13 protein-coding genes are annotated in these 15,586 nt (G+C 29.6%); 5 read left to right on the forward strand and 8 right to left on the reverse strand.

What is annotated here, in order from left to right:
* Window positions 1-80 precede the first annotated feature (80 nt).
* From V7R38_RS04520 to V7R38_RS04535, 4 genes are read right to left on the reverse strand one after another with little or no spacing between them, the layout of a single operon-like run.
* Window positions 81-941, reverse strand: coding sequence for a class I SAM-dependent methyltransferase (locus tag V7R38_RS04520; RefSeq protein WP_334056221.1), 861 nt, complete (start codon window positions 939-941; stop codon window positions 81-83).
* Window positions 942-989: 48 nt separating this feature from the next.
* Window positions 990-2,867, reverse strand: coding sequence for a tRNA uridine-5-carboxymethylaminomethyl(34) synthesis enzyme MnmG (gene mnmG / locus V7R38_RS04525; RefSeq protein ID WP_334056222.1), 1,878 nt, complete (start codon window positions 2,865-2,867; stop codon window positions 990-992).
* A 44-nt stretch (window positions 2,868-2,911) separates the two neighbouring features.
* Complete coding sequence (ybeY, locus tag V7R38_RS04530; RefSeq protein WP_334056223.1) at window positions 2,912-3,325, reverse strand: rRNA maturation RNase YbeY; 414 nt, start codon at window positions 3,323-3,325, stop codon at window positions 2,912-2,914.
* Window positions 3,326-3,328: 3 nt separating this feature from the next.
* Window positions 3,329-6,697: a DUF4175 family protein gene (locus tag V7R38_RS04535; protein WP_334056224.1), complete on the reverse strand. Its 3,369-nt coding sequence runs from the start codon at window positions 6,695-6,697 to the stop codon at window positions 3,329-3,331.
* 111 nt (window positions 6,698-6,808) lie between these two features.
* Between V7R38_RS04535 and V7R38_RS04540 the strand changes: the two genes are divergently transcribed.
* From V7R38_RS04540 to V7R38_RS04560, 5 genes are all read left to right on the forward strand, one after another.
* Window positions 6,809-7,648 carry a transporter gene (locus V7R38_RS04540; RefSeq protein WP_334056225.1) on the forward strand — a complete coding sequence of 280 codons (840 nt, stop codon included), beginning with the start codon at window positions 6,809-6,811 and terminating at the stop codon, window positions 7,646-7,648.
* Between the two features lie 77 nt (window positions 7,649-7,725).
* Complete coding sequence (gene gltX, locus V7R38_RS04545; protein ID WP_334056226.1) at window positions 7,726-9,249, forward strand: glutamate--tRNA ligase; 1,524 nt, start codon at window positions 7,726-7,728, stop codon at window positions 9,247-9,249.
* Window positions 9,249-9,797 carry a hypothetical protein gene (locus V7R38_RS04550; protein ID WP_015481509.1) on the forward strand — a complete coding sequence of 183 codons (549 nt, stop codon included), beginning with the start codon at window positions 9,249-9,251 and terminating at the stop codon, window positions 9,795-9,797. Before gltX ends, V7R38_RS04550 begins: the two co-directional genes overlap by 1 nt.
* Window positions 9,798-9,948: 151 nt before the next feature.
* Entirely contained in the window at window positions 9,949-10,875 is a 927-nt protein-coding gene (locus V7R38_RS04555) for an SPFH domain-containing protein (RefSeq protein ID WP_334056227.1), read from the forward strand.
* A gap of 23 nt (window positions 10,876-10,898) precedes the next feature.
* Window positions 10,899-11,780 (forward strand): LytR/AlgR family response regulator transcription factor, encoded by an 882-nt coding sequence (locus V7R38_RS04560; protein ID WP_334056228.1) that lies wholly within the window; start codon window positions 10,899-10,901, stop codon window positions 11,778-11,780.
* Between the two features lie 180 nt (window positions 11,781-11,960).
* On the opposite strand, the gene tatA is transcribed toward V7R38_RS04560, so the two are convergent.
* The 4 genes from tatA to rnr all read right to left on the reverse strand — a co-directional run bounded on the left by tatA (window position 11,961) and on the right by rnr (window position 15,523).
* Complete coding sequence (tatA, locus tag V7R38_RS04565) at window positions 11,961-12,149, reverse strand: twin-arginine translocase TatA/TatE family subunit (RefSeq protein WP_015481506.1); 189 nt, start codon at window positions 12,147-12,149, stop codon at window positions 11,961-11,963.
* Window positions 12,150-12,191: 42 nt separating this feature from the next.
* Window positions 12,192-12,881: a head GIN domain-containing protein gene (locus V7R38_RS04570; protein WP_334056229.1), complete on the reverse strand. Its 690-nt coding sequence runs from the start codon at window positions 12,879-12,881 to the stop codon at window positions 12,192-12,194.
* 89 nt (window positions 12,882-12,970) lie between these two features.
* Complete coding sequence (locus V7R38_RS04575) at window positions 12,971-13,294, reverse strand: YbjQ family protein (protein ID WP_015481504.1); 324 nt, start codon at window positions 13,292-13,294, stop codon at window positions 12,971-12,973.
* A gap of 9 nt (window positions 13,295-13,303) precedes the next feature.
* The gene (gene rnr / locus V7R38_RS04580) at window positions 13,304-15,523 is read right to left on the reverse strand and encodes a ribonuclease R (protein WP_334056230.1); all 2,220 of its coding nucleotides are present in this window, start codon (window positions 15,521-15,523) and stop codon (window positions 13,304-13,306) included.
* Window positions 15,524-15,586 lie beyond the last annotated feature (63 nt).

The raw sequence follows: 15,586 nt of genomic DNA on the forward strand, positions 1-15,586 counted from the left end.
GTTTTAAGAACTTTTTAAAATTTTCTAATATATTTTCATTAGTACATTAATAAAAAGGAATTAAAACATTCTAAAATTGATTATTTAGCTTCTTTGATGATATAAATCAAAGAAGAATACTCTCCAGTCCTTTTAGCTTTTAAATTTGATTGCAAACCTTTTCTAAAAGCTGAATAAGGTTTCATTTTTCCATGTTTGTATTTTTCACTTAATAATGAAACATAGAAAGAATCAAATTTCATAGGTAGTATTTTTTCTACAACCATCTTTTCTTTATTAAATAATTTAGAAATGGATTTTTGAGAAAAATGCCATAAATGTCTAGGTACATCAAAAGCTGCCCAAAATTGGTTGTAAGATGTAGCATCAAAACTTTTATAATTGGGTACAGCAACGATTATTTTGCCATCAACTTTTAATAATTCTTTTAAAGATTTAATATACTCTTGTAAATTTTCTACATGCTCTAAAACATGCCAAAGAGTAATTACATCAAATTTTTGAGAGCCAAATTTTGCTAAATTTTCTTGTAAATTAATCCCTTTATTTTTCGCAATTGTTCTTGCATCCAAATCAGGTTCCGTGCCAAAAACTTCCCAAGAATTATTTTGACAAACTTTTAAAAAATCACCTGTACCTGCACCAACATCTAATATGGTTTTAGATGTTAAATTGAAAGAGTTAATCAACTTCAATTTTTTCTTTAAAGTAATATTTTTTACAGACTGATATACTTTATCAAACAAAGAATCTTTTGCATCTGTGTGCGAAATATAGTCTTCACTTTTGTAATACTCACCCAAGTTTTTTGGAACAGGTGTTGTTACAAGCATATCAAATTCTTTATTCAATTTTACCTGATACAACTCACCAGAAACTGTATAATCTTTACAAGTTAAAAAAGGCTGAAGATCTTTATAAAAATCGATTTTATCTGACATAGAAAGTTGATTGTTCCTCGTGGAACATTTTAAATTTTAGAAAGAATTCTACCTACCCATATACACCAACAAAACAGAAATATCACTAGGTGAAACTCCACTTATTCTACTGGCTTGAGAAATAGACGTTGGTTGAATCTTGGTTAATTTTTCACGTGCTTCAAAAGATAAAGATTGTAGTTTATGATAATTAAATGATGCAGGAATTTTTACATTCTCTAAACGATTTAACTTATCAGCATTGTTCTTTTCTTTGTTGATATAACCAGAATATTTAAGGTGAATTTCTGCTTGCTCTATTATCTCTTTATCGATATCATTCTCTTCAATAAAAGCACTTAATTTCTCCACAGATTTAAAATCAGAAAAATCTAATTGTGGCCTAGCAGCAATTTTAAAAAGCTTCATAGACTGATTAATTAGTGCTAAATTTTTAGCCTCTAATATTGGATTAATCTCTTCCTTTTTAACACTAGTTTTCTCTAAAAACTGAATTAACAAATCTGTTTTTCGTTGCTTCTCTAAAACTCGATCCATACGTTCTTGAGAGGCTAAACCAAGCTCAAATCCTTTAGGTGTTAATCTTAAATCTGCATTATCTTGTCTTAACAACGTTCTATATTCCGCTCTAGAAGTAAACATTCTATATGGCTCTTCTGTTCCTTTTGTAATTAAATCATCAATTAAAACAGCAATATAAGCCTCATCACGTTTTAATGTAAATGGATCTTTACCTTGTACTTTCAAAACTGCATTTACACCAGCCATTAATCCTTGAGCAGCTGCTTCTTCATAACCAGTTGTACCATTAATTTGACCAGCGAAAAATAAGTTTTCAATCAACTTAGTTTCTAAAGAATGTTTCAGTTGAGTTGGTTGAAAAAAGTCATACTCAATGGCATAACCATACCTTAAAAACTTTACGTTTTCAAAACCAGCTACAGCACGAATTGCTTTATCTTGAATATCTTCTGGTAAAGAAGTTGAAAAACCATTTACATACATTTCAATAGTAGACCATCCTTCTGGCTCTACAAAAATCTGATGTCTTTCTTTCGTTGCGAAACGATCTACTTTATCTTCTACTGATGGGCAATATCTTGGTCCTGAAGATTGAATTCTACCATTAAACATTGGTGATCTATCAAAGCCTTCGCGCAACAAATTATGTACTTCTGGATTTGTATAAGTTAGCCAACAAGAACGTTGTTTTTTTAAAGCACTCGTTGTGGGTAAATAAGAAAACTTTTCTGTGATTTCATCTCCTGGTTGTTCAGTCATTTTAGAATAGTCTAAAGACCTACCATCTACTCTTGGAGGTGTTCCTGTTTTCATTCTACCAGCCTCAAAACCTTTAGCCACTAAATCCTCAGTTATTCCTCTAGAAGCACCTTCACCTGCTCTACCTCCTCCAAAACTTTTATCACCTATATGAATTAAACCATTTAAAAATGTACCAGCAGTTATAATTACTGTTTTAGCATTGATCTCCAGACCTAAAGCTGTTTTAACACCAATAATTTTGTTACCATCAAACACTAAACCATTCACAGAATCTTGATAAAAATCTACATTTTCAGTTTGCTCTAACATAGTTCTCCAACATTCAGCAAACTGCATTCTGTCTGATTGAGCTCTTGGACTCCACATTGCAGGTCCTTTAGATTTGTTAAGCATCTTGAATTGAATCGCTGTTTTATCAGTAACAATTCCACTATAACCACCTAAAGCATCAATTTCTCTAATTATTTGACCTTTTGCAATTCCACCCATTGCTGGATTACAACTCATTTGAGCAATATTTTGCAAATTCATTGTAATCAATAAGGTATGTGCACCCATGTTTGCAGCAGCAGCAGCAGCTTCACTACCTGCATGACCACCACCAACTACAATAACGTCATATGTTCTTGAAAATAAACTCATATCTTATAGTTCCACGTGAAACTTACATCTTATATTATTGATATTCAATTACTTAATTTTAAAATCGCAAGGTTTTCTTGTTTTCTCATTTCTTTCTTTTCATCCTCAGACTTATCTTTATAACCCATGTAATGTAAAATACCATGAATCATTACTCTATGCAATTCTTCTTGAAAAGTAACTTTAAAATCATCTGCATTATCTTTAACTCTTTCTACAGAAATAAAAATATCACCATTTAATAATTTACCTAAAGAATTATCGAAACTAATAATATCTGTTAGGGTATCATGATCTAAAAATTCAACATTCAATTTATGCAAATAAGCATCATCACAAAAAATATAATTGATCTCTCCTACCTCAAATTCTTGTTGTGAAGCAACAGCATTAATCCAATTTTTTAAAGATGTTTCATCTTCTAAAATAAATTCTGTTTCGTAATTAAATTCAATCATTAATTATATTTTCTTAGCTTCTGAGAAATAAGCTCTCACCTTCTTTTTATAATTTTGCTGCAAAGGTAATGATTGTCTATTTAATATCTCTATTTGATTATAGAACTGCTTTTTAAATTTTAATGCTTTTGCTCTATTTCTTTGGTTTTCTATGCTATTTGCATTCGACTTACGCTTTTTATCTTTTCCTTGCTCTAAAGCTGCCTTATCTAATTTTAAAAGCTCATAATCTAAATTCTGCATTTTTTGGAGTGTATTCGAATTAAAACCTTTTTCTAAAATTTCATTCTCTAACTGTTCCATTGTTTTCAAAGCCTTTTTTGCGGCACCATTTCCACCAGGTTTACCATTTTCACTTTCCTTAATGGCATTTTCCAATTCTTGTCTTAACTGAGTTTGTTGTTTGAAAATTTCGTACAACTCACCATCCAAATCATCATTAGCATTACCTTCACCTTCACCATTCTTTCCTTGATTATTCCCTTTATCTCCTTCTTTACCCTCATTACCTTTATCACCAGGCTTTCCATTTTTATCTGGCTTACTGCCTTTTTTTCCATCACCTTTCTTCTCTCCTTTCTTCATACCTTTTTCCATCTTTTCAGACAAACCCTTTTGTTTCTGAATTAAATCTGGCAAGCTAAAACCTGGTTTAGCACTCTTTTTACCTTTGCCCATTTTCATAGACATATTATTCTGCATGCCATTTAAGATATTGCTCAAATAGTCTGCTAAATTATTTGTAGCAGTCATCACATACTGCTGATTTGCCAAACCATTATTAAATCTATTTTCAGAAAAATTTTCTAAGGATTGTTCTAAATTATAATGTGCAGAAGATAGATCGTTTTGAATTTTAGTGGAAATTTTTGGAACACGCATTGCTAATACATACAAACTATCATCTATATGCTCGAAATAAGTTCTAATTTCATTTTGTTTCTTTAAATCTTTTCCAAAATCTGGACTCGAAGTAGAACTCTCACTAAACTTATCCATCAGTTGCTCTTGCTGAAAAGAGAAAATGACCAAGTTTTCTAAAATTTTTCGCAAATCTTCCATGTTTTCTTCCATAGAGTCCGATTGCATATCCATCATAGATTTCTGCATTTTTGCACTCATTTCTTTCATCTTCTCAGATGCCTTTTTTTGACTACTTTTTGCTTTCGGTGATTGTTTGCTTTCTATTAAATCTTCAGCGTTCTTTAATTCTTCATCAATTTGCTTCTCTTCATTTTCTACCTCTGGCAAATCCATAGGTTTCCTTAATTTCTCGTTATCCTTTTTGAGTTCTTCTAAATCTTTTTGAATATCATCGAATTTTTTAGAAACCTCTTGTTGCTTTTCTAGATTATTCTCATTTTTCTCTAGTGATTCTTGTTCCTTAGAAAGTTCTTCTATTTTATTAGCAATCTGCATGGTTTTTTGCTCTACATAAAAACGCTTCACCATTTCTAAGGTTTTCTCTAAACTACGCTGTTGCTGTTTGTTTTGCTGTGCTAATTTTTTGGCTTTTTGTACTAAATCTTCTTTGTTTAGCTTGTCTGCCATTTTCTGAATTTCCTCTAGCAACTTTTGTTGCTTGCTAAGTTGTTTTAACTCTTTTATTCGTTCTTTTAAATCATCTTTCTTTTCTTGTAAAGAAGGATCATTCTCTTTCTTTTCATCTAAATTTTCTTGAAGCTGATCAGTTTGTCTTTGCATCATTTTCTTATACTGTTCTTGACGCTTTATAAAACTCTCAACTTTCTTTTTATCATTCCAATTTATACTTTTTTTGTTCTGTAAATCTTGTTGAATTTCTTCTAATTGCTGTTGTTGCTTTTTCTGCTTTTGAACTGCATTTTCTAGATCATTAATGGTATTTCTTTGTTCTTGAAATAATTCTTCTTCTATTTCTTCGGATGTTTTTTGTCTGTAACTAAATACTTTGCTTTTAGCAGATTTACTTCCTCTAACACCATCATTATCAAAAACCTGAAAATACATTTCATAATTAATGCCTTCCTGCAAATTAATGCCTTTAGGAAAATCATAAAAAAACGTTTGAATGGTTTGGCTTGTAACAGGAATTGAATACTCTTTTTTAAGCTCTGGAGTATCTTCATTATAATACACCAATTGCAATTTTCTTATTCCATAATCATCAGAAATTTGACCTGCAAATTGTGCTGTTCCACGTGAAATACTGTCAATATTTGAACTCACAGAAATTATTGGATATTCATCTTTTACAACTGCCACAGAAAACTGCAACTTTTCAAAATCGACTAAATCCTTATTAGATGATGCAATCTGATAATTTAAAGGCGATAAAATTCGCTTTTGATACTGGAAGTTATTATTTGATGTTTCATCGAAAGCAAATCGTTCTGCGTTATTTATAAAAGTTAGACTAGTAGTTTTACTTGTTTGTGCATTCCAAGTAATGGTGGTTCCTTCAGGAACAATTAAATTTCCCGAATTTTGAATTGTTTTATTTTTCTGCCCTAAATATTTAGGATAATTCAAATCTAAACTAATGTTGTTAATTGTTGGAGTACCAATAACCTGAATTTGATAAAATTGAGACTGCACACCATTCGCTTCTACATAAAAATCGACAGTTTTTTGAACATTTGAAAAGGTGTAAGAAAAAGCGGCATTGCCATTAGAGGTTAAGTAATAACTTTGATCATCGTAAACTATTTTACCTTCATTTGGCACTGTATTTCCAATAGTTTTAAACTGGATTGTAATAGATTCTCCTTGAATAACTTGTAAACTTTGATTGATTAAATTAAAAGCAAATGGTGCAGGAGGATTGTAGGCTGTTCTGTGATTTACAACACGCTCTAAACTTTTACCTAAACTTATTGAATTACCTGTAAATAAGCTAATTAAAAAAATTAAAACAGGAATTATAGCGTACTTTAAATATTTTGTATTGCTTTTAAAATCAATTGCTTTTGTAAAAGGTATTGGGTTTAATTCTTCAGATTTTTGATTGATACTTGCCAAAATTAAATCTGATTGTTCCTTATTTTCTTGTAGTTGTAAAACGTTCAAAAGTTTATCTTCTACTTCAGGAAAATGAGCACCAATAATTTTTGAAGAATCTTGTAAGGAAATACCTTTTCTAAGCCCAATTAATTTGGCAATAGGTATAAAAATAAATTTTATTAAAAGAAATAATTCTACAAGGATAAATATCCAAAAAAGAACTGTTCTAGCAGTTGGTTTTAACCATAAAAAATACTCTATAAAAAGAATAAAAAACAAGTACAAGAAACCTAGTGAAGCAAATAAAATGCTTCCTTTTATCAACTCATTTGTATAAAATTTACGCGTAAATTGATATAACTTTTTTTGTATGTTTTGGAAATGGCTCATAATCAATAAATAAAAATACTATTTTTGATAAGATTCACCATCAAATAATTGTTAAAACACTTTGTAAGTAATTCTAACATAGTACAACTAAAACATCATAAACTATACCTTATGAAACCTATATATTTATTAACTGCCCTTTTTTTAACACTTCAAGCAACTGCACAAAGCCCTTGGACAAAAGAAAAAGGACAATTTTTTACCAACCTATCTTATTCTTCTATTTCTGATTATTCAGAATTATTTGGCGATCCAGATTTTAATGTGTCTGGTACAATAACAGACAGAACTTATCAGTTTTATGGCGAATATGGTTTAACCAACAGTACAAGTCTGTTGGTAAACATTCCTTTAAAATCAATAGATATCAACAATTATGTAGATCCTGCAATTTTATGTCAAGGAGATTGTTCTGAGAGTTTTAGTGAAACTGCTTTTGGTAATATCACATTAGGATTAAAACACAATTTTAGTAAGAAAAAATGGGTATTATCTGGCCAATTAAATATGGAAATTAACACAAGTTCTTATGATGAAAATTCGGCTATAAGAACTGGTTACGATGCTTATACTTTTACACCTATGTTTTTAGCAGGTACAAGTTTTGGTAAAAACTATTTTCAATCTTTTGTTGGTGCAGATATTAGAACCAATAATTACAGTTCAAATTTAAAAATTGGTGGTGAAATTGGTAGAAAACTAACGCAGAATATATGGCTAATTGGTTTTGTAGATATTTCTCAGTCTTTAAATAATGGCAATATTACTTTCCCTGCCAACAATGCAGCCAACAATTTATATGTTAACGATCAAGAATATGTAGCTTATGGTCTTAAAGGCATTTTACAGTTTTGCGATTTTGGCTTAACTGCTGGTTTTGGGTCTGCATTATCTGGTAATAATGTTCCTAAAAAAGCAGCCATTTCATTTGGTATTTTTAATACTTTCTAAGAAAATAAAAATTCTTTGTTTCTCTTATTTCTATTCTCTTTTTAGAAAAAGTATCTTTGCATTTTAAATTTAAGAAAATGAAATCTAATGTTCGTGTGCGTTTTGCACCAAGCCCAACAGGACCTTTACATATTGGAGGTGTAAGAACAGCTTTATATAACTATTTATTCGCTAAAAAACACAATGGAACTTTTGTTTTAAGAATAGAAGATACAGACCAAAATAGGTATGTAGCCAATGCAGAACAATATATTATTGATGCTTTAAATTGGTGTAATATTCCTTATGATGAAGGCATCAATAAAAACGAAAAATTTGGGCCTTACAGACAATCTGAACGTAAACATTTGTATAAAAAATATGCAGATATTCTTCTTGAAAAAGGTTGGGCTTATTATGCTTTTGATACTTCAGAACAATTAGATGCACACAGAAAAGGACATGAAGCAGAAGGCAAAACATTTATTTACAATTGGCACAATCGTGAAAAAGGGCGTTTGGTAAATTCTTTGGTTTTGTCTGATGAAATTGTACAAGAAAAAATAAATTCTGGAGAGAATTATGTAATCCGTTTTAAAAGTCCACAAGACGAAACTTTAGAAATGGAAGATAAAATTCGTGGTAAAATATCTATAGCTACAAATACTTTAGACGATAAAATTCTATTTAAAAGTGATGGAATGCCAACCTATCATTTAGCTAATATTGTAGATGATCATTTAATGGAAATTAGCCACGTAATTCGTGGTGAAGAATGGTTGCCATCTATGGCTTTACACGTTTTATTATACAGAGCTTTTGATTGGCAAGCTCCAAAATTTGCACATTTACCATTAATTTTAAAACCTGTTGGTAAAGGTAAATTGAGTAAAAGAGATGGAGATAAATTAGGTTTTCCTGTTTTTCCATTAGCTTATACTAACGAACAAACAAACGATGTTTCACGTGGATATAAAGAAGATGGTTATTTTTCTGAAGCTGTAGTAAACATGTTAGCTTTCCTAGGTTGGAATCCTGGAACAGAACAAGAAATCTTTTCTTTAGAAGAATTGATTAAAGAATTCGATTTAAAAAGAGTTAGTAAATCTGGAGCCAAATTTAATCCAGATAAAACAAAATGGTTCCAACAACAGTACATGCAGCAGAAAGATAATGCTGAACTCACTGATTTGTATTTAGCTATATTAGCTGAAAAAGGCATTACTAAAAACATTGATTACGTACAAAAAGTAGTTGCTGCTATTAAAGAAAGAGCTGTTTTTGTTGCAGATTTTTGGGAACTATCTCATTTTTTCTTTCAAACTCCTACAGAGTATGATGCTAAAGCAAGCAAGAAAAACTGGAAAGAAGGTACCTCTGAATTAATGCAAGAATTAAATTCAGTTATTGAAAATATTGAAGACTTTTCTTCTGAAAACACAGAAAAAATTATCAAAGAATGGATTTCTGGCAAGGAAATTGGTTTTGGTAAAGTAATGCAACCTTTACGTTTAAGTTTAGTTGGTAAATTAGCAGGGCCTCATTTGTTCGATATTATAGCAATGATTGGGAAAGAAGAAACGATACAGAGAATAGAAAACGCAATCGAAAAATTATCATAATGAAAAAATATCTTTTAATACTTACGTTGTTAACAAGCTTTTTAGCACATAGTCAGCTAAACAGAGGTGGAATGAGAAACAGTCGTCAAAATCAGATGAATCAGACACCTAGAAAAGCTCCAGAACCTAATTTTCAAGTAGAAAAATACTTAGGTATTGTAATTTATGACATTGAAAAAGCAGCAAAAAAATCGAGTATTAAATTATCATCAGAAGAAGGTAAAAAGTTCAAAACCTTGTTAACCAAGTACAATAAAGAAATTAAGGATATTAGACGAATTAATAGCTTTACCCTTAGAAGTACTAAAGAAATGATGGAGAACTTTCAGAAAAATGCTCAAAAAAATGGAGATTTTTCAGATAGAACAAAAGTACAGAAGAAAATGGTAGAGAATTTAACGCCAATTTCTGAAACATTAAGAACAAAAGACAGGGCTTTAGATAAATCAATCAAAGAAATTTTATCTGAAAAACAGTATAAAAAATGGATTAAGTACAATCGAAAAATGTACAAAGTTTTTCCAAAAGACGAAGAGAAAAAAGAATAATTAAAAACCCTGAATAATTGATATTCAGGGTTTTTTATTGCTCTTTAATTTAAAAAATGTAACAATTTAAAAATATTTGCGTCCAATAAATAACTGCCTAAAATCAGTATATTTACATATCACTTTATAAACTCTTAAAAAAAACCAACCTATGAATCCATTATTAATTATTCTAGTAGTATTTATATTTATAATTTTCTTTGCTTCCTTCTTCTTAGTAAAGCAACAAACAGCAGCAATTATAGAACGTTTTGGACGATTTAGTTCAATAAGACAATCAGGTTTACAACTAAAAATTCCTTTAGTAGATAAAGTTGCTGGTAGAGTAAGTTTAAAAATTCAGCAATTAGATGTAATTATTGAAACTAAAACGTTAGATGATGTATTTGTGAAACTAAAAGTTTCTGTACAATACATGGTTATTAGAGAAAAAGTTTATGATGCTTTTTATAAGTTAGATTATCCTCATGAGCAAATAACCTCTTTTGTATTTGATGTAGTTAGAGCAGAAGTGCCAAAAATGAAATTAGATGATGTTTTTGTTAAAAAAGACGACATTGCCATTGCTGTAAAAAGAGAATTAAAAGAATACATGTCTGATTACGGATTTGATATCATAAAAACTTTAGTTACAGATATTGATCCAGATGCTCAGGTAAAAGCTGCCATGAACAGAATTAATGCTGCAGACAGAGAAAAAACGGCTGCACAATTTGAAGGTGATGCACAACGTATTTTAATTGTAGAACGTGCAAAAGCAGAAGCAGAAAGCAAGCGCTTACAAGGACAAGGTATTGCAGATCAAAGAAGAGAAATTGCAAGAGGTTTAGAAGAATCTGTAGAAGTATTAAATAAAGTTGGTATTAACAGTCAAGAGGCATCTGCTCTAATTGTTGTTACTCAACATTATGATACTTTACAATCTATAGGACAAGAAACCAATAGTAATTTAATATTGTTACCTAACTCACCACAAGCAGGTAGTCAAATGTTAAATGATATGGTTGCAAGTTTTACAGCTAGTAATCAAATAGGTGAGGCTATGAAAAATGCAAAACCTAAAAAGTTAAAAGAATAACAAGTTTGTAATAATTAATAAATATGATTGCAAATCTTAAAACTTGGCTTGCAACTCCTTATTACTTTAATCCATCAACTAAATTTAAATTTAAAGTAAGTTTAGTTTTTGGATTATTTGTGTTTCTATTTCTGTATGTTTTTAGACCTTTTACTTTATACAGTTTTAAAGAATATTTATTAGAATATACCTTTAGCATTGGTCTAATAACATTTGCATGTAGTTTTTTAACTTTAGCTATACCACCATTACTATTTAGAAAGTATTTTAAAGAAGATAATTGGACTGTTGGTAAAAGTATTCTATTAATTGCTTTAGGGTTATTTCTAGTTGGATCTGTACTTTGGTATTATGGTAAATGGTTTAAGGCAGAAAAAGACATTCAACATATAGAGTACTTGATGTTTATATATTACACGTTTTTGGTGGGTGTAATACCCATTCTTTTAGGAGTTTTCTTCAACGAAAAAATGGTTAGACTTCGTAGACAGAAAAAGGCTGAAGAAATTACTAGCATTAAAACGCAAAAAGTAGAAGAAAAAAAACCTGTTTTACCAAATAAAGTAATTCTTAAATCTGGCAATAAAAAAGAAAGTCTAGCTTTCTTTATAGAAGATTTAGTTTACATAACATCACAAGGAAATTATGCCAGCTTCTTTTTAAAAAATAATAAAAACGAGCTCAAAGAAAAAATACTTAGAGTTACGTTAACCAAAATTAAAGAGAACTTAGAAGAGTATCCTAACATTATTAGATGTCATAAATCTTATATTGTAAATACAAAATACATTAATGAAATTAAAGGTAATGCAAGAGGTTATTTATTAGAATCTGCACTTATAGATCATCAAATACCTGTATCTAGAAACTTTAGTAAAAAGGCTCTTATGGGCTTAATTGGATAAAATGGTTTCCCATTTATCCCAAAAATACCTAAAATTTACCAGTTGAAAACAAATTATACTATCATAGAGGATAGTATACTATATTTACCCAAATTAAAATTGGGGGATTTTAATTAACAAAAGAAAAGCTCTATTCATACGAATAGAGCTTTTTTAGTTTATGAAATTAAAAAAAGAGGTTTATTTCTTTTCTTCTAATTTTTCTTCATTATCGTCTTTAGAAGCTTTTTTAAACTCCTTAATACCACCACCTAAACCTTTCATTAATTCAGGTATTTTTTTACCTCCAAAAAGTAATAAAACTACTACAACAATTAAAATTATTGAGTAACCTCCAGGTATTGCTAAAAAAGTATGTAAACTCATCATTTAGTTATATTTTATTATTGCAAAGATACAAAAAGCTTTTTATTAATTTCTTTTTTGAATGATACCACCCACCACTTTTTTATCTTTTAACACCTCAGGATTTCCTTTATAAAAAATAGAGCCACCAAAACTAACTTTCGCTTTTAAAGTTTCTCCTGCAGAAATTTCTGCTTTTGCTCCTGTACCAGCATTTACAGTACTATTTGAACTTGCTAACAGTGTATAACCGTTGTAAATACCATATAAATCTACATTTACATCTTGATTTTTGACAGAACCAGAAAGTTTAATTATTCCTCCAGATGAAGCTCTTACCTCTAAATGTTTTACATCTAAAACCAAATTGATAAAAGCTCTTTCTTGAGAGTTTACTTCTAATTTTTCTTGCTTAATTTCCTTACCTGTAATGGTTGCACCTTCGTTTGCATCTATTACTGCAATAGGATTCATGTAATAAAGTTTAACTAAAACCTGACCATTAGCACTATTATTTTCTGGTTTAATTGAAAATGGTAGTGTAATTTTTAATGTATTATCTACATTTTTTACAGTAACCATTTCAGATTTATTACCTGTAATTACTAGTTTCGATTCTGTTGATTTTATCAACTCTAACTCAATACCATTATAAACTTTTAATGTAGTATAATCTCCTAAATTCTTTGTAATTGTAGTTTGCCCAAAAACAGTAAAACCACAACATAATATGAATAAACTAATGTATTTCTTCATTTTTTAAAGTTTGAATCCTCTTAAATTAAAAGAGCAATATATAAATTATATAATGAGAAATAACAAATTATATTGTGATGATACCCTATTTATTGCACCTTAACTGCTGTACCTGTTATAGAAACCAATAATGTAGCAGAATTTGCTAAAGGTTCTACATCTAACTGTATACCAACTACTGCATTTGCACCAAGTTTTACAGCATTCTCTCTTAAATCTTGAAATGCCTTTTCTTTAATACTTTCTAAACCTAAAGTATACATTTCTCTGTATTTAGACATGCTAAACATATCTGTAAAAGACATTTTCTTGCCATTAGAAGAATAACTAGAATCATAAGCTGTACCTGTTACAATGCCTAAATAATCTACAATTTTAAAATTCTCTATGTTGTTTGTTGTAGTTAATATCATGGTTTTAATTTAATCTTCTATTAAGTTAAAGTCTAAATGTTTGCGTTCTAAATCTGTCTTTTTTACTTGCACTTTAACATCATCTCCTAATTGGTACATGTGTTTTGTAGACTGTCCAACAATTGCGTACTGATCTTCATCAAAAATATAATAATCGCTTTTTATATCTCTAATTCTAACCATTCCTTCACATTTGTTTTTGGTAATTTCTACATAAATACCCCATTCAGTAACACCTGTAATTACACCTTCAAAAACTTCGTCTTTGTGATCTTGCATGTATTTTACTTGCATGTATTTTATAGATGAACGCTCTGCTTTAGAGGCTAATTCTTCTCTTTTAGAAGAGTGTTTACATTTTTCTTCATAAGGATCTGCTTTTGGGCTTTCTCCACCATCTAAATAATGCTGAAGCAATCTATGTGTCATTACATCTGGATAACGTCTAATAGGTGATGTAAAATGACTGTAATAATCAAAAGCCAAACCATAATGACCAATATTCTGTGTAGTATACACTGCCTTAGACATAGATCTAATAGCTAAAGTCTCAATCATGTTAGATTCTGCTTTACCTTGCACATCATTTAATAACTGATTTAAAGATTCAGATGTAGATTCTTTAGTTTCTGTATTTATCTTATATCCAAATTTACTTATGATGTTTTGTAATGATGCCAATTTTTCTACATCTGGCTCATCATGAACTCTGTAAATAAATGTTTTATTAGAAGGTTTACCTTGTTTGCTACCAATATATTCTGCCACTTTTCTATTAGCTAATAACATAAATTCTTCAATTAATTTATTAGCATCTTTAGAGCTTTTAAAGAAAACACCTACAGGATTTGCTTCTTCATCTAAATTAAATTTAACCTCCACTCTATCAAAAGAAATGGCACCTTGTTTCATTCTTTTTTTACGTAGAATTTTAGCTAATTTATCTAATTGTAAAGTTGCTTCTACTACTTCTGCTTTTACTTCGTAAGCGCTATCTGTAATAGAAACATTTTCTGGCATTGTAAAAGGCTGTACATCATCTGATAGTTTACAATTTTCTATAATATGTTGTGCTTCTTCATAAGCAAATCGTTGATCTGAATAAGTAACAGTTCTACCAAACCATTGTTTTTTAATTTGTGCTTTCTCATTAATTTCAAACACTGCAGAAAAAGTTAATTTCTCTTCATTTGGTCTTAATGAACAAACACCATTACTTAACATTTCTGGTAACATAGGTACAACTCTATCTACTAAATAAACAGATGTTGCTCTATCGAAAGCTTCATCATCTAAAATAGTTTTAGGCTGTAAATAGTGAGAAACGTCTGCAATATGAATTCCTATTTCATAATTACCATTTTCTAATTTTGTGAATGATAAAGCATCATCAAAATCTTTTGCATCCTTTGGATCTATGGTAAACGTTAAATCGTTTCGCATATCTCTGCGTTTCGCAATTTCTTTGTCTGTAATTTCTATAGGTAATTCTTGTGCCTCTTTTTCGACTTCTGGATCAAACTCATAAGGTAAATCGTATTCTAATAAAATAGAATGCATTTCTGTATTATGATCTCCTGGTTTTCCTAAAACAGTGGTAATTTTTCCAAACGGATTTTTAGAATTTTCTGGCCAATCAGAAATGGTCGCTTGCACTTTGTCTCCATGTTCTGCACCATTCATTTTATTTTGAGAGATAAAAATATCTGCATACATCTTATGGTTATCACAAATTACAAAACCAAAGTTTTTACTTTTTTGCAATACACCAACAAATTCTGTTTTTGCTCTTTCTATAACCTCAACAACATCTGCTTCTAGTTTATGACTTCTTTTACGTTTGTAAACATAAGCTCTTACAACATCTCCATGTAAACCTTTACCTAGGTTAATATTTGGTATAAAAATGTCGTTCTCATAATCTTCAGTTACAAAATAACCATTACCATTAGATGTAATATCTAAAGTACCAATAGAATACTTTCTATCCTCATTAATTTGAAACTTACCTCTATCTACCTCTTTAATTTTTTTATTCGCTTTTAATTCTGCTAATTTTTTTAAAATCTGAGTTTTACCATCAGTATCTGATACATTTAATTTTGCAGCTATTTGTTTGTAGTTGTAAAACTTACTACTATCTTCATTCAATATTTTGAATATATTTCTTGTTAAATCTTTGATGACTTTTCCTTTCTTTTTAAAGATTTTTCTTTTCTTTCTTGTCATTAATTTTATTCTATTATTATCATTACCAAAATACTAATTAATTCACTTTAGTTAGGTTAACAA

Origin of the sequence: Polaribacter sp. P097, from assembly GCF_036864555.1 — a bacterium.
GTDB lineage: Bacteria > Bacteroidota > Bacteroidia > Flavobacteriales > Flavobacteriaceae > Polaribacter.